Genomic DNA, 21,676 nt, shown 5'->3' on the forward strand with positions numbered 1-21,676 from the left:
CCGCCGAACCATCGTGTAAAGTTTCGTCTCGTGCCACGGAGGGCGGGAAAGCCCACCTGGCAGGCAAAACAAACTACATATACACTTCTGTGTGCACGCGCGAGTGGCGGAATGGCAGACGCGCTAGCTTGAGGTGCTAGTGTCCTATTATGGACGTGGGGGTTCAAGTCCCCCCTCGCGCACAGTTTCGAAGGCCCCGGTCATCCGGGGCCTTCTTTTCTATGCCTCATGCGGCTTCCTCCTGTTGTCGCCCGCTAGAGGGGAGCCAAAAAGGGAGCCCCGTTTCGACGCCAAAATCGTCCCTTTCGGACTTGAGCCCTGCTCCTGGAGCGCCGCGTCCATCAGGTCGGCGCCTTCGGTGATGACCGGCCGGAGCTGGTGCCGGTAGACCGTCCAGGTCGTCGCCAGGTCCTTGTGCCCCACAAGATCGGCGATGAGCTCGACCGAGGCGCCGCGTTCGGACATGATCGACACGAACGTATGACGCAGATCCCGCGGCGTCCACGAGCCGGCGATCCCGGCGTCTGCGACCACGTCCTTGAACTGTTGCCGGACGACCTCGGCCATCGGGACGGTATCGCACCGGGTGCCGAACACGTAGACGATCCCGCTCGACTTCCAGCCGTGCCGGGCCCGCCATTTCTGCTGCCGCACCTGATGATCGGTGAGTATCTCGACGGCGAGCTCGGGCAGGGCGACGGTCCGTCGACTCCCTGGCGTCTTGGTTTCGCCGCCACCTCGAACCGAATGCCAGATCTCGACATGCGGCACCCAACTCTCGGTGTGCACGCCTCCGCACGAGCAGATCTGACCCGCGACCGGCCTGAGGTGCAAGTGCCGCCACTCCAGCGGCCGCGCCTCCTCGGTACGGATCCCGGTGAACGCCGACAACGCGATATACGCCCCGATCGGCCGCCCCCGGCTCGCTTCGAGCAACGCGTGGACCTGCTCCAGTGTCAACGCCTGGCTCGATCGGCCGTCGCCCTTCCCGCGCGGCGGATCGATGAGTGAAGCGACGTTCCGCTCGACATGGTTGTGCGCCTCAGCGAACCTTATGATCCGCCGCAGCGTGCTCAACCGCCGCTTCACCGACGAGGGCGACAGCTCCTCGGCCATCGCGTTGAGCCAGACGTCGACGTCGTCTGCTCGCAGCCGCTTGAGCTTCGCGTGGCCGAGCCCGGGAATGATCCACCGCTCGGCATGGAACCGGAGCTGTGCCAGCGTCGACGGCGCCAACTGGCGCGTCCCGTCGGCGAGGAACTCCCGGGCGGCTTGCGCGACCGTGTACTTATCGCTCAGATCGATCCCGTTGTCGCAGTCCCTCCGCAGCTTGTCGAGCTTCGCTGAGGCCTCGGCGAAGGTATGACCGCGGACTTTCGGGCGAATCCTGCTCCCATCGGGTCGCGTCCCCAACGAAACGGAACCGATGAAACACTGCTTCCGAGAATCCCAATAGATCGAGCCGGAACCCTTGCGGGCGGGCCGGTGCGGGGCGTCTGGGGGTTCGCGAATGGACATAACCGTCACCTCCCATGAGGTTCACCTTGATTCTAGAACGTGTGAACGCACTCAGGCTTGGAATGAAACAAATGATCGATAATTGATCGAGTATCCAAGTGGATCGCACGCCGGGTTTGTCACCCAGGAGGGCTCTGAGCGGCCCACCCGGACGATGTGTCACTGGTTCGATCCCGCCACACGGGTTTGACGAGAGGAGACGCGGGCCTGGGACTCCCGGCTTGGCGGGGCGTACGGGCTCATCGCCGAAGACCCGCTGGACAGGGCCGCCGCTGACATGCACCCTGCGCAGTCACGCGACCGCGTCAGCAAGGCGCTCAAGTATTTCAATGAGACCTTCGACTCGAACCGCCCCAACCGCCGCATCGAAACCTGGGTGCCGTCGCTCGCCGAGGCGCACGAGGCCTACCGCGACGCCATGCGGCACGTGCTGCCCAACGCCCTGTGGAACCGGCCACCGGGCGCTCTCGGAGACTGGCCCGGCCTCCCAATGCGCTAGGAGTGGACCACCCGCGCGAAGAAGTGGGGCTCCAAGGCACTCCTCATCCGGAAGCTCGCGGAACCCGACCTCCCTGCGGCGGCGTACGCGAAGCTGGGGGCGTTGATCGACCTGGCGGTCCGTCGGCCTACCGGTGCAAAGACCGCGAGTACGTCCGGGTCGCCCGCGCCATCGACGGCCCGGACCTCCGCATGAGACTCGAGGCTGCCGCGGATGCGGACGACTCGTGGGCGAGGTTCCACGCCGGATACGTCCTCTGGTTGCTCGACCGCCCCGACCTGCCGAACACCAGGCGGATTTGGGAGTTCTGGTGTGCGAGCAGCGGTCGCGACGCGGCGGAGACCGCCCGCTGACCGCCCGGTCGCTGAGGACGTCCAGATCTTCAACGACTACGAACTCAGATCCAAGTTGAAACAGGCTCATTGGCGGAGCGTCCCGACCGGCGAGTCCTACGGGCAGAAGTGGGCGGGCGCCGACATGGACACCAAGCGCGAGCTGCTCGCCAACGCCGGAGTCGAGGTCGTCTTGTGCGCGAACGAGACCGCGCCCGCCCCCGAATGGTGGGACCCCGGAGCCGACCACCAGCACCGCGAGAAACTCAACTCCCGCGTCGTCTACGTGCGTTGGTCCGCTGGGGAGGAGGCGGTTCGGGTTTCGGGCGAACGGGAGCTGGCGTCGATCACCTGGTGGCCCCAACCCCGAACTGCGACAGCGACTCCAAGATCGCGGCCTGTCCTATGTCCTGGCCGTTGCCTGCACCACCCCGGTCACCGTCGAGGCGGGCAAGACCACCGCCGCCGAAGCGATCGAACGGGCCGGGGTCGCCTGGCAGGCCCGGTCGACGGGCGAGGGCGCGAAAGGGCTGCGGCGCTATGACTGTGCTTGGATCGACCTGGTCGGCGAGGGCGGGGGCCACACGCACCTGCTGACCCGCCGCAACCGGCGCACCGGCGAGCTCGCCTACTACCTGACCTGACCTGGACCCTCACACCGGTCCCGCTTCAGACGCTGGTCAACGTCGCCGGGATGCGCTGGAGGATCGAGGAGAGCTTCCAGGGCGCCAAGGAGCTCGCCGGACTCGATGAGCACCAGGTTCGGACCTGGACCTCCTGGCACCGCTGGGTCACCCTGGCGATGCTCGCTTTCGCCCTCCTCGCCGCGGCTCGAGCTCGTGGATCCGACACTGGGGAGCCCGAGATGATCCCGTTGACCTGCAACGAGATCCGCCATCTCCTGATCACCGCGAGCGCCCCAGCCTCGATTGGAAGCACCGGCTCCGCTGGTCGGCCTGGCGACGCGGCCATCAAGCAACCGCGAAACAGCTCCACTACCAGCGACAACGCGCCCTCGCTACCTGAAACCCGAGCTTACAACTGGAGTATTAGAAGGACCCTCCGGCGAACGCGCTCCCGCCGCCGTCGCTCCCGTAGGTGCTGGACGGCCCGGAGGAGAGCCTCGGATTGCCGCCGCCATTCCGACTCCGCCCGTGCTTGGCTTCTCTTTGCCGCTCTTCGGCAATTCTCCGGTCTATGTCCTCGTTGTGCTTTCGCCACAATTCGGCTGCCCGTTGCTGCTCTTCCTCCACATGGTCAGCGAGGTCGCCGGTCCGTTCCTTGTACCGGTCCACGGCCGCGTCGAACGCCGCCCTGAGTTCCGCGGCCGCCGAGTCGAAATCTCGCCGGAGCAGCCGACTGACGTCCCTTGCCGTGCTCGTCGCCGACGACGACGCGTACGCCGAAGCGCTCTACATCGAACTTGCTGCCGTGGGCGCCATTGCACGCCGGAAATGGCGGTGGCTGCGCTCGGCCATGACCGGGTTCGGCGCCGTAATCACCCTCGTCATCGTCGCGGCCTGCATCACGGTGGCCGCCTGATGGTCTTCGAAGGCTTCCTGGCGCACCTAGCAGGCGATTTTCTGATCCAGTCGGAATGGATGGCTTCGAAGAAAACGCAACGGTGGTGGCCTGCGATCGTGCACGGTCTCACGTACACGCTCCCGTTCCTGTTCATCACCCAGTCGCCGTGGGCGCTAGCGGTTATCAGCGGTACGCACATCGTCATCGACCGGTACCGGCTCGCCAGGTACGTCGTGTGGCTCAAGAACTGGATCGCGCCGCGCGGCTGGAATCCACCGTGGGCGAAATGCACCGCCACGGGCTACCCGCCGGAGAAGGAGCCGGGGTTCGCGATCGGGTTGCTCATTGTCGCGGACAACACGATGCACCTTGTCATCAATTCCGTGGCGCTCACGTGCCTGGTTTGAGGTCCGGCCGTGTTTGGTCAGCGGCCTTCCGCTGCAGATACCTCGCCAGTGCTTTCTGGAACCCCGGGCGGAGAATCTCGACAACGCGGAGCTGATCTGCTGGGGACAGGTCGCTGAACCGTCTCGGCGCGCATGGAAGCTCATCCGGCTCAGGTCCGTGTCGCGGCGGCAACGCGTTCACCCGGTCCTGCCGCCGGTGCCGGAAGTGGACTCCCGCAGTGTCGCCATCTCCTTGCGCAACCCGGGCCCGATGATGCTGCCGATCCGGTCAAGGACTTCTGGCGGCAGTGGTGGGTATTCCTCGACCTGCCCGATGCGGTCAGGGACCGCCTGGTCTTGATCACTCATACATGCAGTGTGAACCTTCAAGACCGCCCACGGGCGGCGCGACGCGGCGAACTTCGCTTCCGACGCTTGCAGGTGACTGACGTGCGGGTCACCGCAGACGCGTTCGCTCGTCGACCAAGCGGGCAGGGTCGCTCGTGAACCGGTCAGCAGGCACCTCACCGAAGGCGATGTTGAGCGTGTCGAGCCGGTAGGTCCACTGGTCGCCTCTGGTGCCGCTGGTGGCGAAGCGATAGTTGATCTGCCATCGGAGCCATTCACCACGGTCGAGGCGAACTGCGGGCGGGCGCCGTTTGCGGTGCGGAATGCCGGATGGGGCCAGCTCCAGTTGCACCCGAAGGCGCCCATCGCCCTCGACCTGGAAACGCGCCCGGCTGTTCCCTGTCGGTTCGGGCAGCCCTGCGCCCGAGCGGTGCAGCGGGCGGAAGTCCTCGGCCTCGCACATCCACGCTTGGTGCACGAGCGGGGGTACTGTGCTGGGAAGTGGGAAACCGACCGGTGCCGCGTTCCTGATCGCCGCCAAGGGGCCGCCCCGGGACGCCTTGGTCCACGTCGTCTGCACCTGCTGAAGGATCACGTCCATGTGCGTGATCGTGCCCGAACCCGCGGGGGGCCGCTACCGGTTTCTCAGCCCCCACTTGGACTCCCGCGTGGCTTTGGGCTGCAATCCATTCCGACCGGGGACGGGCCTGTGGTGCGGCCGCCGTTGTATCGGCGGCCGCACCGTACCCGTCAGTCGGGCCAGGGGAAACCTAGCGCGTTGGCGTGCTTCCGCGATCCGCCGCAGACGGACGCGATCGTCTTCGGGTCGGTGGTACGGAGCGCGGCGACGATGCGGTCGACGGCGGCTGCCACTGCGTGGTCGTCGACCGTTACCGCGTCCGGGATCGCGACCTCCTGTTTGAACTGCAGCCAGGGCTGATCCGAAGATGTCGCACGGGCTTCGGGATAGATGAAGGTGAACGTGAGCGTGCTGCGGTCGCGGTTCATCGACTGGATCCAGCCCGTGCGGCAGTCCCAGCGCCCCAGCAGGTCTCGTTCGGCGTTCAGCCTGGCGCGGAGGAGTCGGGCGGCGCGCCGGGCCGGCCATTCCCAGGACCGGTCGGCGTGCGCGCGGTCGACCTCGGCGTCGTAGGCGTCGGCCGGGAAGCGCAGCTGCCGCTCGGGCTTGCCGGCCCGGCCGGTGTCCCGCAGCTCCCACTCCACGTTCTCCGTGTCACGGCTGATGCGGACCCGGAAGGCGCCGCAGCACTCCTCGACGCAGTCGGCTTCCGAGAGACGCACGTCAACGGCTTCCGCACCGCCGCGCAGGTCGGGACCGAGGTCCAGGACCGCCTCGGGCGAGTGGCCGTGGCCGCGCTCGAACCAGCTCACCGTGACCGGATCGCCGTCAACCAGGACGTGCATCTGCGCGTCCCGGTGCGTGCTCGGCGGCGGGACGGCGACACGGAACGCCAAGCCCGGCCTCAGGCTCCGCAGGTCGGTGCGGGCGTCCTCGATACGGCGGCGTAGCCAGATGCAGTCGGTGCCGTCGGGCCGTTCCGCCAGCGCGTGTTCGGCGAGCGCCACTGATGCCGAGTCGGCGAGCGCTGCTCGCAGCGACGCAGCGATTCGTTCGCGCTCACCTGGAGCGAAGCCCAGGAGGGCGAGCCCGCCGAAACGGACCTCGTCCCACAACCGGACGAGGTCGACCAGTGCATCGAACCCGGGGTCGAGCTGCGCCGGATCATCAGCGACTGCCGCCAGCAGCTTCGCGAGGCGTTCATGTCCCTTGAGCCAGTCCGGGACTGGCCGCAGATCGGCGGACATGAGCGTGATCGCGAGGGCCTCGGCGACGGTCAGGGTCTCCAGGAGTCCGTCGATCTGTTGCCTCGGAAGGCGGCCGAGTTCGGACAGGAACATGTCCAGTTGCGGAGCCGGTGTGCGGGTGATGAGCCAGTGCAGGTCGTGCACGCTCGTGGGGCTGCGCCGCAGGGCGGCGCACGCCTCGAATCCGTAGGAGCAGCCGAGGAGCGCCGTCACCCGGATCGTCTCTGGGTCGACCTCGGCGTTCGGGTGCGCCGCGAGTGCGAGGCCGGTCAGGAGTTCCACTGCGGATGTGCCGGTTCGCAGCAGGTGTGCGGCGATCGCCGAGACCCGCTCGCCGGAGAGGTGGAGGTCGGACGGTTCGAGGTGCGGAGGTCTGCCTTCTGGGACCAGGGAGCGCAATCGGGCGCCGAGTCCGTCCAGCGAGTCCGGAGTGGAGGGACCGGCGGCGTTGACAACTGCGGCGAGCGCTGCAGCGGCGGCGCGGCGGGCCTGTTTGCGGCTCTGGAAATCCTTGGACGGCACCAGAGGCCGGGTACGCGGAACATGGAGGGAATGGTGGATCTCTTTGAGTTTCGCTGCGGGGAGCGGGCCTACGGGATGCCTGGCGAGTAGGTCTCTGAGGCGGTGATGGACGGGGACGGGATCGGGGTCGAGCGCACTGCGCTCGCCGGACCACGTCATGAACCTGAGGTACTCGTTTCGTCGAACTTCATGACACCAGGGTACTCCACGCTGGCGACAGCCAGCCGTCATGGACCGACGCCCCCAATCGGAATGGACGCCTCAAGTGAGGGAGCGTGTCCTGATCTCGCTGGCCGTCCAGATCGTGCAGTCGCTAGCTCTCCGGCTCCGATGCGCCAGGCTGCCGCTTGCGCGGCTTGACGCGAAGCCCCCGACGGAGGCCATTGACGGCCCACTGTGAAGCTTGGGCTCCGGCCAGGATGGTGAGGATCGCGATCCACGGGCCCTGATCTACCGCAGTCTTGAAAGCAGCTCCGACGAGCACAATTGCAAACGGGGTCCAAGTCCGGACATCGGATGCCAGGCCCCAGCACAGACCTCGAAGTAGCAGGCAGAGGCTTGAGTTCACGCGCATAAGGAGAGCAGCGCGAACGAATCCGAACGCGTAGCGGATGGGGCGCGAATTGTTGTGCAAGTCCGAAGACCATTCGGCCCTTCGACCCTCACCCGCAGGGCCGCCGATCCAGCCCGCAACCGTAGCGATCAATGCGGACAATTGCTGCCGGCGCAGCCCTTGCAGGCGCTTGCGCATCTTGGCGGTACGGCCCTCTCTTTCGATCTGGAACACGTTGAGGAGCGCCTCACGCTCGATCGTCCAGTATTGGTCGAGGGTCTGGTCACGCTCCGCCTTGCGCATTAGCTCTTCACGCTCGGCCTTCCGACGCCGCTCATGCTCCTCAGAATCATGGGTCCCGAGAATCGCACGGGTCTTGACCTCGTCCGGTGCCTTCTCCCTGCTGCAGCAGCGGTGCACGATCGCGCGCACCTCCTGCTCGATGCCATACTCCGCGAGGCAGGGCGAGCACTCTTCGAGATGGTCGCGGATCACGGCGCGGCGGCGGTCGGAGCACTCTTCGTCGAGATAGAGGTAGACCTCTTCGAGGACCTCCCGACAGTCGAGTCTGGGCTTCTCCAGTTCGGTGGTCACTGCTGAACCTCCCGAGCGGGCGAAAGGCCTCGTGCGACATACGAGCTCAACAGTTGGCGCTGCCGCCGTCCCCGGTGCAGCCGGGACATGACGGCGCCGATCGGGGCCCGGGCCCTCGACACCAGCCAGCCAACGATATCGATCACCGGGCTTCTCCGGGTCGCAGGCCCCATCGAAGGCGTGCGGCGGGCCGCTTCGTTTTCGCGAGCGCCGCTTGATACGAACAGCTTCCAAGATCAGTGATCTGATAGGTGCGTCGCCTGGGTCGATCGGCAGGCACCTCCGTCTCCCAGGTGCCTTCGATCCACCGAGCCTCTTCGAGCCGTTCGAGGATCGGGTAAACAGTGCCAGGGCCGAGCCCGGCTTCCTCGCAGATCCGGTATCCCCACGGCGGGTCATCAGCGGCCGTAGACATCAGTAGGTCCAGTACTGCCCTGGTGGGCATAGTAAGCCGAATCCTCACCGGCGGGCTCTCATCCATCGTCGCTCCTCCTCGAATCCGAGACCCTATATCGAGAAGGACAATACCCCTAGCTCGAGAACGACGCAACCACATGGCACACTCCATTCTCATACCGTGCAGGCAGCCGGGGAGGTGGCCATGCACTTCGGTGTCGGGCTGCCGGGTTGGGCGGTGCTGAAGTCGACTCGCTGGGGACGACGGTGCTGCTGTTGTCGCCGGACGGTGGTGAAGGTGGCAATGGGCGACATCGCCGCGAAGACGAGCTCGACAAAGGCCAGCCCAGTCGGCGATCGAGAGTCGGGAAGGCCGGCTAGCCTGCGAAATGTGTGTGTTTATGACACATTGGAGCACCGTTCCGGGCGAGGCGAATCGGATGGGATCAGGGCCTGACGCGGCCGCTGGGGCAGGGCCTGGTCGGTCACGCTGGCGCAGTTCTGCTGCGCCGCCTCGCCCACCGGGTCGCTTTGACTGGCGAGCTCGTGCAGGCGTTGCCGGTCTCGGCGGCGCGGGGCTGGCTGGACCGCTCGACGGTGCTCGTGCAGTTGGCGATCGCGATCGTCCTGGGGTGCAGAACCTGTCCGACGCCGAACCCTTCGCTGCCCATCACCATCACCGGCCGCTCGTTCGCGGCCCGGGGTGGAGTCTCATCGCGGATGCGCTCATCGGGGCCATCGGCTACGAGTGATCAGCCGCGAACACCTGTGATGTCGGCTTCGGTAAGGACGTCGGCGATCATGCGATGGCCCTGGGCCTCGAAGTCCGCGTCGCCGAGGTGGTGGGCCCAGTAGGCCGTGCCGATCGCGGAGCGGACGCGCTGGCGGAACCAGGCTTCGGGCTCGCGCGGGTCCTTGCCGTAGCCGGAAACGAACGCCTCCTCCAAGCCCGGATGCCACTGGAACTCCTGAACGGCGAGCCGCTTGAAGTCCTCAGCCGCCGGTCGCAGTTCCGCGAGTCCGAAGTCGATCACTCGGATCGTTCCCTTGTCGACCAGCCAGTTCCGGCATTGCCAGTCGCCATGCGTAGGAACGCAGGTGGCGGCGCCGGTCGGCCAGGATTCAACCATGGCGCGGAGCGTCTCGGCGGTTTCCGGCTTGATCCGGTGGGGTCCGTCCACCCAGGCGAGCACCTTGGTGTTCATGCGGAACTCGTAGTCGGGATCTTCGATCGCCGCCTGGTCGTGGAACTCGCGGAGGAGTTCGCCGGCCTGGACGTAGGTGTCCATATCGGAGGCTGAGTCGGTGCCTTGGACCAGGGTTCCGGGTAGGTACTCGGTCACCAGGATCTTGGCGTCGGGATCGGCGTGGAGCATCCGGGCGGCCCGCCCGGTGCGGATCCACGGTCCGGTCCATTCGCGGTGGGCGTGGATCTCCCGTGCGATGTGGTTGTCCGAGGCCCCGCCCGTTCGCGTCCACCGCGAAAATCGGGGAGGCATCGCCCAGCTTCGAATCTCTGACTTCGAACACACCGCCGCTCCCTCGCGTTTCGACACAGTTCCCGTCGCCGGTTCCGTCGCTGTAGCTTGACTTGCGCCAACGCGCCTCGACGCAGTTCGCGCCGTTCCCGTTGTTGCCGCTGCGGTTCGCCTTCCGCCAACGCGTCGCCTGCCGGACCATCACGGCCTCCTGCTTCTCATCAGTGCTCAGCGGGTCGCACAGGCTCGAAGGAACGCCGCGAACCCGAGCGCGTCCACGGCGAAGATCGGATTCGCGTTCAGCGGCGCGTTCCTCAGCGTTCAACCGTGTACCCCGATGTGTACAACTCTCACATACGATTGCGTAGCGGGTCGATCACCGGACTCAAGGGGAGGACGGCGGAATGTCGGCCCAGGACAGGAAAACGTACACGTTGACACCTGAGCGACACTGCTCGGCATACTGCATGGGACATCACGGAGAGATCCTGCAGGGAGTGTTCCACACCGAGGGTGGCAAGCCCGTGCGCGCATTGGTCACGATGCCGTTCCACGGCGGCGGAACCACCGCATTCGCGCAACTGACCACTGAGGACGGGATTCGAGTGCTTCCCGCCGGGCGTTGGAAGGCGTTCCACGCGGCGGAACTGACCAGGAAGGCACTCCGTATCAAGGCCGGATTGCGGATCACCCTTTCATCGAACCTCCCTCCCGGCCTCGGTATGGGTTCATCGACGGCCGACGTCGTCTCCACCATCCATGCGATCGCGGGCGCTGCCGGTCGGCAGCTGTCAGAGTCGCGCGTGGCGGAGTTGGCGGTCCAGGCCGAGAAGGCGGCCGATTCGCTGATGTTCCAGAGCAAGGTCGTCTTGTTCGCCCAACGCGAAGGCCGCGTAATCGCGACCCTCGGAAGCCGGCTTCCGTCGATGATCGTGGTCGGGTGCTGCTGCGACGACGGAACGGTGGAGACGCTCGATCAAGCGCTGATCGAGTACACCCCTGCGGATCAGCGCGACTTCGAGCAGCTCCGGAGCCGGATTCGGGTCGCGGTCCGCGACGACGACGCGTCGGCACTGGCATCGGTGGCCACGACCAGTGCCCTGATCAACCAGCGCTACCTTCCGAAACGGCGATTCTCCGAGTTCATAGGGGTCGCCGAGCGAGGCGGGGCGCTCGGGGTCCAGATCTCCCACAGCGGCACCGTCGCCGGGATGATCTTCGACGGTCGGGATCCCGAATCCGTGGAGCGTGCCGCTCTCGCGAGAAGGATGCTCTCGCTCCGAGCGCTCGAGCCGAACTGGTCCTTTCGCACCGATGAGCGCTTTCCGCCGATCAGGCTGCGTCAGGGGAAATATCGGGACGCGTAAGAGCGTGCGAGGGTGCTCACCCGGAGTCCTTCTCTCCCTTGTGCTCCGCGATGAGTCCGAAGATCCACGCCGAGGACTCGACCGTGTCGCCGAGGAGCAGTCGGTTGGTTCGCGATCGCATCCGGCCCGCCATCTCGGTGAGCCCGATCCGCTCGTATATCTCCCCGGCCGCTCCGAAGTGGCTCAGCGCCGGGGAGAGCTCTCCCCTGGCCCGGGCCACCTCTCCCAGGCCGAGTCGGGCGTTCGCGCCGCCGAGCCGGTCGCCGATCTCCTCGAACGTCTCCAGGACCGCCTGGAAGCAGGTGTCTGCGTCAGCGAGTCGTCCCTTGGCCAGCGCCACCGCCCCGAGTCCCCATTGGGCGTACGCGGCTCGCCGCCGCTTGCCCAGCGACGCGAACAGTTCGAAGGCCGCGGAGAACCGCGTCTCGGCCGTCGCGTAGTCCTCGCGCAGCCGGGCCACCTCGCCGAGTCCGCGGTGCACCCCGGCGACCCCGCCCAGCATCCCGGTCGTCTCGAAGATCACTCCCGCCGCCTTGTAGTGCGTCTCTGCGGTGTCGAAATCACCCCGGAGGCGGGCGATGTGGGCGAGGCCCGAGACCGCGTCGGCGATGCCTCCCTGGTCGCCGAGGGCCTCGTACGTCGAGAGGGCCTCCGCGTAATGACGCTCGGCAGCGGCGTACTCTCCGCGCAGGCGCCCGATCTCGCCGAGCCCCCACTGGGCCGAGGCCTGGCCGGCCTGGTCGCCGATTTCACCGCAGACGTCCGCGGCGTGCAGCAGCGCGGTGGCGGCGATGTCGTACCGATCCAGCAGGATCGCCAGACCGCCCACCGCGCGCGCGAGACGGGCGCGGTCGCCGTCTCGGCCCGACACGGCGACGTCGCGCACGTTCTCGGCCTCCGCCTCGAACCAGTCCCGCCGTTCCTCGTTCGTCGACGCGACTCGGGTGCGGTAGTGCGCGACGAGCGCGGCGACGATCCGGTCGTGATCGGCCGGATCGGAGCCGGCGCCGACCGGGTCCGAGGCGGAGTCAGACCATCCGAGCCGGGCGAGGTGATCGCCGAATGCCCGGATCATGTCGTGAGCGACGTAACTGCGCAGCCCCATGTCGGAAGCCGAGGCGGCGGCCGCCGGGCGCTCGGCGAGACCTGCGCGGATGAGCATGTCCATCACCGCGGCCGTGCGCCGGAGCGGGAGGCCGAGGACAGACGCGATGCTGTCGAGCGTGACAGCGGCCCCAGGATGCACGCCGAACGCGCGGAAGGCCCGCCGCTGCTGCTCATCGAGGTGGCGGTACGAGCCGCCCAATCGCACGAACAGGTCGGAGAACGAGTCCGGTTCCGTGCTTTCGCGTGGCTCAGGAAGGTCCTCGACGACCTCGGCCAGCGGCCAGCCGGCGGCGACCTTCCTGGCGTGCGAGGCGATGAGGACGGGGATGTACAGGTCGCGCTCCAGCAGCGCCGCGACGAGGGAGCGGTCGTGCCCGACCCCGGCGATCTGCTCGAACATGGCCTGCGCCTCCGGCGGTTCCAGCACGTGGAGCCGGATCGGACTGCTCGCCAGTTCCATCTCGATGCGGTTCCGGCTGGTGATGATCGTCGCGCACCCAGGGGCGCGCACCATCAGGTCGGTGACCTGCTCCGCGGCCCTGACGTTGTCCCACACCATGAGGAGCCGCCGGCCTGCGGTGACCGATCGCCACAGCGCCAGCCGCTCCGGCGCGGTCAGCTTGCCGATCTCCATGACCGAACGTCCGCTCACGGTCGGCAGCATCGTCGCCAGTGCCTGGTCGGCGGTCTGCGGGAGCTTCGTCCCGTAGGAGTGGAAGTCGTAGAAGACCCGGCCCTCGAAGGAGTGGGCTCGATTCGCGAACGCGATGGCGAGAGCGGTCTTGCCGACTCCGCCGAACCCACCGATCGACTGGACCTGTGCGATCCCGTCGGCGGACTCGACTGCCGCTCGGATCCGTTCGAGGTCCGCCTCCCTGCCGACGAACCCGGTGCCGCTCTGGTCGGGGTGCCAGTAGTCGCGCCACTCGAACCGGGCCTCTCCGGAAGCGATCTCGATGTCGCGGCGACCGGAGGCCGCGGCTTCGAGCTCGGGGAGCCGCTCGAGGTCGTTCTGGCGGAACGCCTGCCACAGCGGATTGAGCACCTGCATGCCCCGCGTGGCCTCATGCTCGACCTCGCGCAGGATAGACGTGCAGAACACGGCGACGACCGAGTGCTCCGTGTTCCCCACCACCGCCGGGAAACCAGTACCGGCGGCGTCGATCCACAATCGCACGGAGCCGACCAGATCCTCGATTGCCGTACCGTTCACCAAGGGCCAGTTGGCCTTTCGCTGGCCGAGCAGGGACTTGCGAACGGTGCGCCGGAGTCGCGCATCGTCCTCCCACAAGGTTGCGATCGCGGTCCGGGCGCCCCGGGAGACGGCGATGAGGAGCGCTCGTCGCACCTCTGCGGAGTCCCGGCGTCGACGTGCGGCGACGAAATCGGAGGCGCGTTGGGAGAGCTTGGAGGCGATCCACATGCTAATGCTCAAGGGGTCCATGGACATCGCCGTTCGCTCAAGGGGTGGGTTCCAATGCTACCGATCTGACGCCGTCGCCGCTTTCCGGCTTGCGCGCCCGACGACGCCCTAGTGCCCCGGGGGGCGACGCTCTGGAGGCAGCTCGGGCTCGAAATGCATGAGCCGTTGCGATGGGGTGAACCCCGCGCGCTGGTAGACGGCGACCGCTCGGGTCGTCGAGTGGACGGTCACGCGCTCCAATCCGAGTTCGTCGGCGAGAAGTAGGAGTGCGTCCACGAGGCCGCTCCCGATGCCGCTGTTGCGTGCTTCCGGAACGATGTAGACGCTCTGGACGTCGCCGACGGAGCGGTCCAGTACGAGTGGAGTGGGTACGCGAGGGGTGATCGCGATCCAGGCCATGCCGATCAGCTCCCGCTCGCGGACCGCCACGACGCACCGGTGGGAGTGCGCCGCCGCCGCCCAGCGCGCGAACTCCTGTTCGAACGCGCCGCGATCGGTCCCGGCTTGGCCGTCTTCCTCAGTCAGCCATTGCCATCGGAGCCGGGCCACGTCGAGCCACTCGGCGTCCTGCGGCTGCCGGAACTTGACCTCGCTCATACATCGAGTATGCCCGCTCGGGGCTGCGCGGGCGCGAGCGCGGGTCCTGTGGCTCACTCGCATGACGCATCGGGCCGCGCTCGCCCATGCCCGGTGCGCACTACCTGATGAAGTCCGGGACGGCGTGCTGGCCTGGGTCGGCGTGCCCCTGCTGGCCGGCGAGGTCGCCATTGCCGCTGCCGCCCTCGACAACAGCAGTGCCGCCGCATCTGAGTGCCGCTGTCCGCGAGCTCAACGAGGTCTTCTGGCCGCAGGACTGGGAGGAGAGTCCCTACCTCGCGCGGCTCGGTGCGCTGCGGGCGATCGAACCGGTTGCGGCCAGTTGGCGCAGTCGGGTCGACCTCGCCCCGATCCTGACACTCGCCGCGGCCGGTACCGAGCACTTCCAACCCGCACTTCACGCGGTCCTGCGCAGCGTCCTGGACAACGACCAGATCTTCACCTTCCCGCCCACCGTGCTCGCTACCGCACTCGCGCAGGCATGCCTGTCGCTGTCGACCTCGACGTCTAAACTAGAGGTTAACCTCTCCTCGCGCTCGGGTGCAGGACAGCTTCGCCTGCCTGCCCTCACTCTAAGGCGGCGAGTTCGCGGTCACCGGAAACCTGAACCGCTTACTCGGCCTCGTATCTGTGCCTCAAGGAAGACCGCTGCAACCTACTCGATCTGCTGCGAAGCCTTCTCCGTGCCGCTGCGGACCCTCGCCGGGCCCCGATGCCCGTCGGGGACGCCTGTTGCAACGAGCTTGCTTCCCCCATCCGGCCAGTGTCACACCCGTAGACCACACTCCACTGATGACCACAAGCACCACGCCAGTGCAACCGGTCGGTACCAAGCCGGCCGGCGCTCAGAGCACCGCAGTCGTCCACTGGACCGAGCCATTCCATGCACCTGACATCACGATCGACGGCATTAGACACGACGCCAACGGGCGGTAGCCCTCCAACGGGGCAGATCACTGCGATCTCCCTCCACCGACACTCGGCCGGTACTCCCGATCGGACCCCGGCCCGCACGCCGAGGAGTTCACCATGTCCGAGCCGCACCGACCTACCGACGACGCGAGGCCGATCATCGACCTGCCACACGAGCAGGTGCCCCCCAGAGAGGCCAGGACGAAGCTGCAGACCTTGTACAGGTTCTTCGATGCGGACGGAACGCTGCTGTATGTCGGGATCACCGACAACCTGCCGCGCCGAATGCAGAACCATATCGACCAGAAGCCCTGGTGGGGACGGGTCACGAACATCTCCACCGAGTTTTTCCCAAACCGAGACGCTGTGCTCTCGGCCGAGCGAGATGCGATCCGAGCCGAGAAACCCCGCTACAACAGAGCAGGCATGCAGCGAGCTGGCGAATCGCTCGCTGTCCTTAATCAAGCTGTCCGCGCCTACGAGACCGCACACAACATCCTAGTCCGCGCCATCGTGGACGCCCACCTTCACGGAAACGTCAGCGCCAACAACATCGCTAGGGCACTTGCAGGTCGCACTGCCGGGCCCGGCTGGAACCGCAACCGCGTGCTCGCCATCCTCGCCGCAGCTCGCACCCACACAGCCGCATCACGCGTTCTCGCTGATATCGACCCCGACTCCAACGTCTCCGTCACCGTTGAAAACGACACCGTCGTCAAGCTCTACATCGACCCCGACAAACCGCCGAGCTCAGGGCATGCCAGGGCGATCGTGACCGCCTTCGCCGCCGCCAGCCTCACCCTCGCCGTCGATGACCCGACCGCCACTCTCACCACCCCAGGCCCGCACGACCAGGGGTTGCCGATCGTCCGCACCAAGCGCCCCAAGCCCATCCAACGTGACGCGCACACGAACGGAGACCTGGGCATGACCGCCCCGTGATCAGCGATACCAGCACTGAGCAGGAATTTGAGATGCCTTCCGCGACCATCCCGCCCGTACCGGCTCACGCCAGCTCCGACACCCACATCACCTGCTACAGGCGACTCGCCAACTGAGACACGCTCTTAGAGTGTGTCTCAGTTGGCGGCCGCTCGTCTGTTGAAGTTATTCGTGGAGGCCGGCTTGCCGGAAGAGGCGTGTGAGGTATTCGCGGGCTTCAGCGGGTCGGATCGGGTTTTCGGCGAGAAGTACGAACTGGATGATCGCGCCGTTCATCATGTCGATCAGCATGTCGAGGTCGGAGTCGGGGTCCAGAATGCCGGTGTCGCGGGCTCGTCGTAGGGTCGCGAGCGCTCGTTCGCGGCGGGGTTTGACGTGGTGCTCTCGGTAGGCGTCGAGCAGCTTCGGGTGGTCGGGGCCGGCGCTGAGCAGGCGGGCGGTGAGGACGCGGAGCCTCGGCTGCACCAGTGCTTCACTCCATTGGGGAAGTAGCTGGTCGATGATCGCGTGCAGGTCCTCGGCAGGCCGGTCGGTTTCATCGGCGGCGGGGATTTCCTCGCGTACCGCTTCGATCGCGTCGGCCAAGAGGTCTTCCTTGGCGGACCAGCGGCGGTAGACGGTCACTTTGGCGACGTTTGCGCGCTTGGCGATCCGGTCGATGCTCGCGCCCGCGACGCCCTGTTCGACCAGGATTTCCATTGCCGCCCGCAGGATCGCCGCGTCGGCTTCGGGGTCGCGGGGCCTGCCCGGGCCAGGGGGCTGTTCGCGTTTGCTGCTCATGCCGTCTCCATGGTCCCGAGTTTGCCGGTGAGCCAGTCTCGCAGCTCGTCCGGTTCACGGCCGCGCCAGGCGAGGTGGCCGTCAGGTCGGACCAGTATCGGGGGGTCGGCCGCCTTCGGATTATGCAGCATCGCGACGGTGCCCAGATGTCGTCGGGCCAGTTCGGCCAGCTCAGGGTGCTCTCGGTCGGCGACGAGCGCCCAACCCGAGCGGAGCGCGTCGTACAAGCTGGTCTGCGTGCCTTCGGGATCTGAGCAGGCGAGGTCGGGGACGCGGTCGCCCGGGCGGGGTGCCGGTCCGCGGCCGCCGAGTGGCCCTTTTCGATAGGTCACCCAGAGTTGGGATGCGGTCCGCGTTGCTTGCCGTTGGACCGCGGGCAGGTTGAGCAGCGGGAGCATCAGCCTGTCGCGGACGAGCCGGGTCAGTGGTGTTCCTCCGGCCAGGATGCGGGTGTTCGCGGTGGTGTTGCGCAAGACCTCCTCGGCGAGAGGCCGCCGTTCTGCGGTGTAGGTGTCGAGCAGGGAGGCCTTGGCCCGGCCTTGGATCACGAGGGTGAGTTTCCAGGCGAGGTTCTCGGCGTCGCCGATGCCGGTGTTCATGCCCTGGCCGCCGATCGGGCTGTGGACGTGGGCGGCGTCGCCAGCGAGGAGGATGCGTTCTCGCCGGTAGAATTCGGCGAGCCGTCTCTGGATCCGGAACACCGACGTCCACACCGCCTTGAGGATCGCGATGTCGTCGACGCCGGCCCGATCGAGGAGGACTGCGCGGATCTGGTCGATGATCTGGTCGGGGCTGAGGTGCTCGCCGGTGTCGGGGACGTCCGCCATCACCCGCCAGAGGTTTCCCTCTCCGCTACCGCGCATGGGGATGGCCAGGACCATGCCGTCGGCGTGGAACCAGCCCGCCGAGCCTTCCCGTGACCGGTTCCAGTCGGCGAACACGTCGGCCAGCAGGAACCGCTCAACCACGGGCACCCCTGGGAAGGCGATGTCGGCGAGTTCGCGGACGGCGCTTCGGGAGCCGTCGCAGCCGATGAGCCAGCCGATGCGGAGGGCGTCCCCATCGGCGAATTCGACCGTGACGCCGCGCGGGTCCTGGGCGGCGCCAATCACTTCGCGTCCGTACTCGACTTTGCAATCCAAGGTTTCCAGGCGCTGCCGCAGCCGCGTCTCGATCTCGTCCTGCGACACGAACAGCGCCTGCACCGATTCGCGCGGATCGGGGGCGAATCGCATCGTCGCCAGCTCGCGGCTGCGGGCGTACATCGTCATCCCCACCGGGCTCAATGCACGCTCCGGCAGATCACCGAGCGCGCCAATCCGGGTGAGCACCTCGACGCCACGGGCATGGAGGATGTTCGTCCGCGAGGTCCGCGCCGGACCCTCGCCGCGGTCGACCACCCGCACCTTGACGCCTTGCGCCGCAAGCGCACACCCCAACACCAGGCCGGACGGGCCGGCTCCGGCTACGAGCACTTCAGCATCCATCACATCTCCTAATTAGTAAACGCCACCGACGACGTTTACTAATATCACACTGCCCTACTCGGCGCGTGTCGCGCCTGGCGCCCAAAGGGTCTGGTACAGATCCGGTGTGGACGATTTCACCAGACGCCTTGTGCCCGATGGGCTGTGGAAGATCACCGAACCGCTGATCCCAACGACACCGAAGCGCGCGCAGGGCGGCGGCATCCAACGGGTCGATGACCGTCAGGTCTTCGCCGCGATCGTGTTCGTGCTGACTACCGGGTGCGCGTGGCGGCATCTGCCGCCGACCTTCGGCGTCTCGCACCAGACCGCACACCGGCGCTTCACCGAGTGGTCCGAGGCCGCGCTGTGGGCCAAGCCGCATCGGGCGGTGCTCGACCGGCTTGGCGCGCAAGGCGAGGTCGACTGGTCCCGCGCGATCGTGGACGCCGCGAGTTTGCGGGCCAAAAGGGGGGATCGCTGACCGGGCCAAACCCGGTCGATCGCGGCAAGCCGGGCTCGAAGATCCATGTCCTGACCGACCGGAACGGCCTCCCGCTCGTCCTCGGTGTCTCGGGTGCGAACCTGCATGACTCCCAGGCGTTCGAGCCGCTGATCCAGGGCATCCCGAAGGTTCGATCCCGGCGCGGGCCCCGGCGGCGCAAGCCGCGAAGGTCCACGCGGACAAGGCCTATGACATCCCCGCCAACCACCGCCTGCTTCGTGAGCGGCATATCGGCGACCGGATCGCCCGCATCGGCATCGAGTCCTCGAAACGGCTTGGCCGACACCGCTGGGCAGTGGAGCGGACCATCGCCTGGCTCGGCGGCTACCGCCGCCTGACCTTGCGATACGAGCGCCACAGCCACCTTTTCGCCGCATTCCTCGCCCTCGCAGCGGCCATCACCTGCTACAAGAAACTCGCCAACTGAGACAAGCTCTTAGTGCAGTGGCCACCGAATCCCTTACTCTATTCATTTCACAAGTAATTCTGAGCATCGCCGGCCTGGTAATAGTTCGATTGGGGCAGACTCAATGAACATCGAAGCGATCGCCACTTTCATTCCCCCAATTCTTGCAACCATAGCCACAGTACTCACGCTTTTCACCCTCCAGGCGGCCCGGCGACAGGCACGTCTGACAAGGGAATCGAAGCTGAGAGAGGCTGAAGCCAAGAAAGAGCTGATCGAGAGCAGGATTCAAAGTACCTTCTTGGCATACCTGGATTCCCTTGGCGCAGCTCGAGATGTCCTCTTGATGATTGCAAGACTTCCAGAAGAGCAACAATCAGATAAGCTCCGTTCAGCAGCTCTGTATCTTGTAGACAAATCGAGCGATATATTGGCGGAGTTTGAAGATTTGGCGCCTGCTCAACTTGAGCAGTCAATCAATCTCCGATTGCAAATGCTTGACGAGATTCGAGACTGGGTCGCGCAGAGGCGAACAGTCAATGACCCTGGCTGGCAAACTGTTCAAGGCAAGCTTGATATCTTGCAAAGCCGAGAATTGTTGAACACCTCGATATTTGATGCGCCCAACGAAGGTGACGAGCAAGAATTCCTTGACCGGAGCGACACTAACCGTAAGCAATCATAGTTCCGCGTCCAGGATCTGCCCTGTCGAAACAGAGACCCAGGCTCGTTCACGTGGCGGACCTCAGCACCTACCCGTCGCGCTGCCAGCTCCCCTGGGGGTCCTCCCCCTTGGGGATTTTGAGAGAGATCCGGGCACGGCCGCGGTGCAAGAGCTTCGGGCTTTGGCATGCTGCCGACCCAACCTGTGGCAAACCCGCAGTTCCCCCCGTACGAGCAGACCTTCGCCGCCCCGAGCATCGTGATGCTCTGGGAAGGGGCAGACGGCGTCACCGGCTCTGAGCCCCTCGGGTTCATCACCGAATTCGAGCTGACCATCACTCACTCCGGTTAGGCGTTGCTCGGGAACTGAGGCAGCATCCAGTCAATTTTTGTTGTGTCACAACAAAACACAATGCTAGAGGCTCCCGGTGTCAAGGGTCCCGGTCCATGCGGCGTTCACCGATTGGTGGAGGCATTTGCTTTCGATGGCTGCCCGCCCCAGCGGCGACGGGCGGCCGATCACCAGGTCGCGTAGGACGCTTTTCGATGCGATCGCCTGGTGGGCCCTCCAAGTCCGATCATCCCCACTGGACCCGGCTTCTCAAACACTGCCAAGCCGCAGGTAGATGGGGTGGTGCCGCAAACAACAGCACCACCCCATCTACCTGCACGCCTGAAAGAGACAGCGTTCAGCACCTAACCGAGCGTCTTCGGCACTATGGGGTGTTGCTGGTCCAGATGCCGCCATCGACCACGAAGCTTCCCGGGGGGCAGCTCGCGTACGAGGGGACGTTGGAGACGGTCTGCCAGACGGACGGGTTGCGCGTGAACCGCGGGCCGCCGCCCTCGGTCTGGCACACCGCGAATGCCATCCAGGAACCGCCGTTGGCCTTGGTACAGCGAGCCAGCCAGCCGTTGTTGTACTGGTAGTCGGCGCATCCCGACGGCCAGCCCATGATGGACACGTCGTCGGAGGCCGGCGCCGCGTCAGGTGCCGCCGCCGCGGCTCCGTGGGCGCCGACGAGGAGGCTGATCGCCATCGCCATGGCGGCGAGCAGGGAGTAGATCGTCTTCTTCATCAGAGGTTGATCCTTTCTTGATCGATCCGGGTCGGTGCCGGGTCAGGGGGTCGGTGAGGTCCACACGTTTGCGCTCACGGCCTTAGAGCTGCCGGGGCAGAACGCCCTGGACCACCCGGTCTGCCGCCACGTGCCGTTGACGATGAAGGTGTTGCCGTTGCTGTCCTTACAGGTCGCCACGGCCTGGTAGGAGCCGCCATTGTGGCTGGAGCACGAGGCGACCCCGCCCCAGTCCTGGACCTGGGCGGTGCACCCGGTCGGCCAGCCCTGGGCGGATACGTCACCGGCCATCGCGGGCGCGGCTGAGCCGAGCGCGAGGATTCCGGTCATCATCGTTCCGAGCAGCGCCGCGGCCGCGGTCCGCCGGAGGCGAGCATTCTTGAGCACCGTCTTCACCTGCTTTCTGTTGCGTTGCACCGATCTTGACTCGGTGTCTGATGTCACATCTTGCC

Annotated in this window: 19 protein-coding genes, 1 tRNA gene and 5 pseudogenes; 10 read left to right on the forward strand and 15 right to left on the reverse strand. The window is 66.4% G+C overall.

What is annotated here, in order from left to right; translation table 11 throughout:
* Positions 1-97: 97 nt before the first annotated feature.
* Positions 98-182 (forward strand) — tRNA-Leu (locus tag O2L01_RS19060).
* Between the two features lie 37 nt (positions 183-219).
* On the opposite strand, the gene O2L01_RS19065 is transcribed toward O2L01_RS19060, so the two are convergent.
* Positions 220-1,518, reverse strand: a complete 1,299-nt coding sequence (locus tag O2L01_RS19065) for a tyrosine-type recombinase/integrase (RefSeq protein ID WP_270123604.1) — start codon at positions 1,516-1,518, stop codon at positions 220-222.
* Between the two features lie 277 nt (positions 1,519-1,795).
* Here O2L01_RS19065 and O2L01_RS19070 point away from each other — a divergent pair, with 277 nt between their 5' ends.
* From O2L01_RS19070 to O2L01_RS19090, 5 genes and pseudogenes are all read left to right on the forward strand, one after another.
* Positions 1,796-2,017, forward strand: coding sequence for a hypothetical protein (locus O2L01_RS19070; RefSeq protein ID WP_270123605.1), 222 nt, complete (start codon positions 1,796-1,798; stop codon positions 2,015-2,017).
* A 191-nt stretch (positions 2,018-2,208) separates the two neighbouring features.
* Positions 2,209-2,370, forward strand: coding sequence for a hypothetical protein (locus O2L01_RS19075; RefSeq protein WP_270123606.1), 162 nt, complete (start codon positions 2,209-2,211; stop codon positions 2,368-2,370).
* A gap of 335 nt (positions 2,371-2,705) precedes the next feature.
* Positions 2,706-3,375: pseudogene (locus O2L01_RS25845) on the forward strand (transposase family protein); the annotation flags it as partial.
* 348 nt (positions 3,376-3,723) lie between these two features.
* Positions 3,724-3,891, forward strand: a complete 168-nt coding sequence (locus tag O2L01_RS19085) for a hypothetical protein (protein ID WP_270123607.1) — start codon at positions 3,724-3,726, stop codon at positions 3,889-3,891.
* Positions 3,891-4,280, forward strand: coding sequence for a DUF3307 domain-containing protein (locus tag O2L01_RS19090; RefSeq protein WP_270123608.1), 390 nt, complete (start codon positions 3,891-3,893; stop codon positions 4,278-4,280). Before O2L01_RS19085 ends, O2L01_RS19090 begins: the two co-directional genes overlap by 1 nt.
* A 177-nt stretch (positions 4,281-4,457) precedes the next feature.
* Here O2L01_RS19090 and O2L01_RS19095 read toward each other — a convergent pair whose 3' ends face one another.
* The 8 genes and pseudogenes from O2L01_RS19095 to O2L01_RS19120 all read right to left on the reverse strand — a co-directional run.
* Complete coding sequence (locus tag O2L01_RS19095) at positions 4,458-4,628, reverse strand: hypothetical protein (RefSeq protein WP_270123609.1); 171 nt, start codon at positions 4,626-4,628, stop codon at positions 4,458-4,460.
* A gap of 88 nt (positions 4,629-4,716) precedes the next feature.
* Positions 4,717-5,208, reverse strand: coding sequence for a hypothetical protein (locus O2L01_RS19100; protein ID WP_270123610.1), 492 nt, complete (start codon positions 5,206-5,208; stop codon positions 4,717-4,719).
* Between the two features lie 149 nt (positions 5,209-5,357).
* On the reverse strand, positions 5,358-6,956 hold the full coding sequence (locus O2L01_RS19105; protein WP_270123611.1) for a hypothetical protein: 1,599 nt from the start codon (positions 6,954-6,956) through the stop codon (positions 5,358-5,360).
* 922 nt (positions 6,957-7,878) lie between these two features.
* Positions 7,879-8,091: pseudogene (gene rsrA / locus O2L01_RS25725) on the reverse strand (mycothiol system anti-sigma-R factor); the annotation flags it as partial.
* A gap of 8 nt (positions 8,092-8,099) precedes the next feature.
* Positions 8,100-8,207, reverse strand: a pseudogene (locus tag O2L01_RS25730) (sigma-70 family RNA polymerase sigma factor); the annotation flags it as partial.
* 38 nt (positions 8,208-8,245) lie between these two features.
* Positions 8,246-8,677, reverse strand: a complete 432-nt coding sequence (locus O2L01_RS25735; RefSeq protein WP_416259806.1) for a PadR family transcriptional regulator — start codon at positions 8,675-8,677, stop codon at positions 8,246-8,248.
* Between the two features lie 574 nt (positions 8,678-9,251).
* Positions 9,252-9,998: a phosphotransferase gene (locus O2L01_RS19115; RefSeq protein ID WP_270123613.1), complete on the reverse strand. Its 747-nt coding sequence runs from the start codon at positions 9,996-9,998 to the stop codon at positions 9,252-9,254.
* Positions 9,999-10,032: 34 nt separating this feature from the next.
* A pseudogene (locus O2L01_RS19120) lies at positions 10,033-10,179 on the reverse strand (DUF397 domain-containing protein); the annotation flags it as partial.
* A 295-nt stretch (positions 10,180-10,474) separates the two neighbouring features.
* On the opposite strand from O2L01_RS19120, the gene O2L01_RS19125 reads away from it, so the two are divergent.
* Positions 10,475-11,344, forward strand: a complete 870-nt coding sequence (locus tag O2L01_RS19125; protein ID WP_270123614.1) for a GHMP family kinase ATP-binding protein — start codon at positions 10,475-10,477, stop codon at positions 11,342-11,344.
* 16 nt (positions 11,345-11,360) lie between these two features.
* Here O2L01_RS19125 and O2L01_RS19130 read toward each other — a convergent pair whose 3' ends face one another.
* Entirely contained in the window at positions 11,361-13,886 is a 2,526-nt protein-coding gene (locus O2L01_RS19130) for a tetratricopeptide repeat protein (RefSeq protein ID WP_270123615.1), read from the reverse strand.
* Between the two features lie 96 nt (positions 13,887-13,982).
* Complete coding sequence (locus O2L01_RS19135) at positions 13,983-14,471, reverse strand: GNAT family N-acetyltransferase (protein ID WP_270123616.1); 489 nt, start codon at positions 14,469-14,471, stop codon at positions 13,983-13,985.
* A 1,029-nt stretch (positions 14,472-15,500) separates the two neighbouring features.
* Here O2L01_RS19135 and O2L01_RS19140 point away from each other — a divergent pair.
* Positions 15,501-16,325: a GIY-YIG nuclease family protein gene (locus O2L01_RS19140; RefSeq protein ID WP_270123617.1), complete on the forward strand. Its 825-nt coding sequence runs from the start codon at positions 15,501-15,503 to the stop codon at positions 16,323-16,325.
* 165 nt (positions 16,326-16,490) lie between these two features.
* Here O2L01_RS19140 and O2L01_RS19145 read toward each other — a convergent pair whose 3' ends face one another.
* Positions 16,491-17,105 carry a TetR/AcrR family transcriptional regulator gene (locus tag O2L01_RS19145; protein WP_270123618.1) on the reverse strand — a complete coding sequence of 205 codons (615 nt, stop codon included), beginning with the start codon at positions 17,103-17,105 and terminating at the stop codon, positions 16,491-16,493.
* Positions 17,102-18,592, reverse strand: coding sequence for an FAD-dependent monooxygenase (locus tag O2L01_RS19150; RefSeq protein ID WP_270123619.1), 1,491 nt, complete (start codon positions 18,590-18,592; stop codon positions 17,102-17,104). Before O2L01_RS19150 ends, O2L01_RS19145 begins: the two co-directional genes overlap by 4 nt.
* A gap of 106 nt (positions 18,593-18,698) precedes the next feature.
* On the opposite strand from O2L01_RS19150, the pseudogene O2L01_RS19155 reads away from it, so the two are divergent.
* Together O2L01_RS19155 and O2L01_RS19160 are read left to right on the forward strand one after the other, a co-directional pair.
* A pseudogene (locus O2L01_RS19155) lies at positions 18,699-19,503 on the forward strand (IS5 family transposase).
* A gap of 103 nt (positions 19,504-19,606) precedes the next feature.
* Entirely contained in the window at positions 19,607-20,167 is a 561-nt protein-coding gene (locus O2L01_RS19160) for a hypothetical protein (RefSeq protein WP_270123620.1), read from the forward strand.
* 694 nt (positions 20,168-20,861) lie between these two features.
* Here O2L01_RS19160 and O2L01_RS19165 read toward each other — a convergent pair.
* Together O2L01_RS19165 and O2L01_RS19170 are read right to left on the reverse strand one after the other, a co-directional pair.
* Positions 20,862-21,224, reverse strand: coding sequence for a hypothetical protein (locus O2L01_RS19165; protein ID WP_270123621.1), 363 nt, complete (start codon positions 21,222-21,224; stop codon positions 20,862-20,864).
* Between the two features lie 42 nt (positions 21,225-21,266).
* Complete coding sequence (locus O2L01_RS19170) at positions 21,267-21,611, reverse strand: hypothetical protein (RefSeq protein ID WP_270123622.1); 345 nt, start codon at positions 21,609-21,611, stop codon at positions 21,267-21,269.
* Positions 21,612-21,676 lie beyond the last annotated feature (65 nt).

This window comes from Glycomyces lechevalierae, assembly GCF_027622945.1.
GTDB lineage: Bacteria > Actinomycetota > Actinomycetes > Mycobacteriales > Micromonosporaceae > Glycomyces > Glycomyces rutgersensis.

What these genes read in the sequence shown, in the direction of transcription:
- O2L01_RS19090 (WP_270123608.1), top strand. Translation starts at nt 3,891, where the DNA reads ATGGTCTTCGAAGGCTTCCTGGCGCACCTAGCAGGCGATTTTCTGATC.
- O2L01_RS19140 (WP_270123617.1), top strand. Translation starts at nt 15,501, where the DNA reads ATGTCCGAGCCGCACCGACCTACCGACGACGCGAGGCCGATCATCGAC.
- O2L01_RS19070 (WP_270123605.1), top strand. Translation starts at nt 1,796, where the DNA reads ATGCACCCTGCGCAGTCACGCGACCGCGTCAGCAAGGCGCTCAAGTAT.
- O2L01_RS19100 (WP_270123610.1), bottom strand. Translation starts at nt 5,208, where the DNA reads ATGGACGTGATCCTTCAGCAGGTGCAGACGACGTGGACCAAGGCGTCC.
- O2L01_RS19135 (WP_270123616.1), bottom strand. Translation starts at nt 14,471, where the DNA reads ATGAGCGAGGTCAAGTTCCGGCAGCCGCAGGACGCCGAGTGGCTCGAC.
- O2L01_RS19160 (WP_270123620.1), top strand. Translation starts at nt 19,607, where the DNA reads ATGAACATCGAAGCGATCGCCACTTTCATTCCCCCAATTCTTGCAACC.
- O2L01_RS19065 (WP_270123604.1), bottom strand. Translation starts at nt 1,518, where the DNA reads ATGTCCATTCGCGAACCCCCAGACGCCCCGCACCGGCCCGCCCGCAAG.
- O2L01_RS19075 (WP_270123606.1), top strand. Translation starts at nt 2,209, where the DNA reads ATGAGACTCGAGGCTGCCGCGGATGCGGACGACTCGTGGGCGAGGTTC.
- O2L01_RS19115 (WP_270123613.1), bottom strand. Translation starts at nt 9,998, where the DNA reads ATGCCTCCCCGATTTTCGCGGTGGACGCGAACGGGCGGGGCCTCGGAC.
- O2L01_RS25735 (WP_416259806.1), bottom strand. Translation starts at nt 8,677, where the DNA reads ATGAGAATGGAGTGTGCCATGTGGTTGCGTCGTTCTCGAGCTAGGGGT.
- O2L01_RS19165 (WP_270123621.1), bottom strand. Translation starts at nt 21,224, where the DNA reads ATGAAGAAGACGATCTACTCCCTGCTCGCCGCCATGGCGATGGCGATC.
- O2L01_RS19150 (WP_270123619.1), bottom strand. Translation starts at nt 18,592, where the DNA reads ATGGATGCTGAAGTGCTCGTAGCCGGAGCCGGCCCGTCCGGCCTGGTG.
- O2L01_RS19095 (WP_270123609.1), bottom strand. Translation starts at nt 4,628, where the DNA reads ATGAGTGATCAAGACCAGGCGGTCCCTGACCGCATCGGGCAGGTCGAG.
- O2L01_RS19145 (WP_270123618.1), bottom strand. Translation starts at nt 17,105, where the DNA reads ATGAGCAGCAAACGCGAACAGCCCCCTGGCCCGGGCAGGCCCCGCGAC.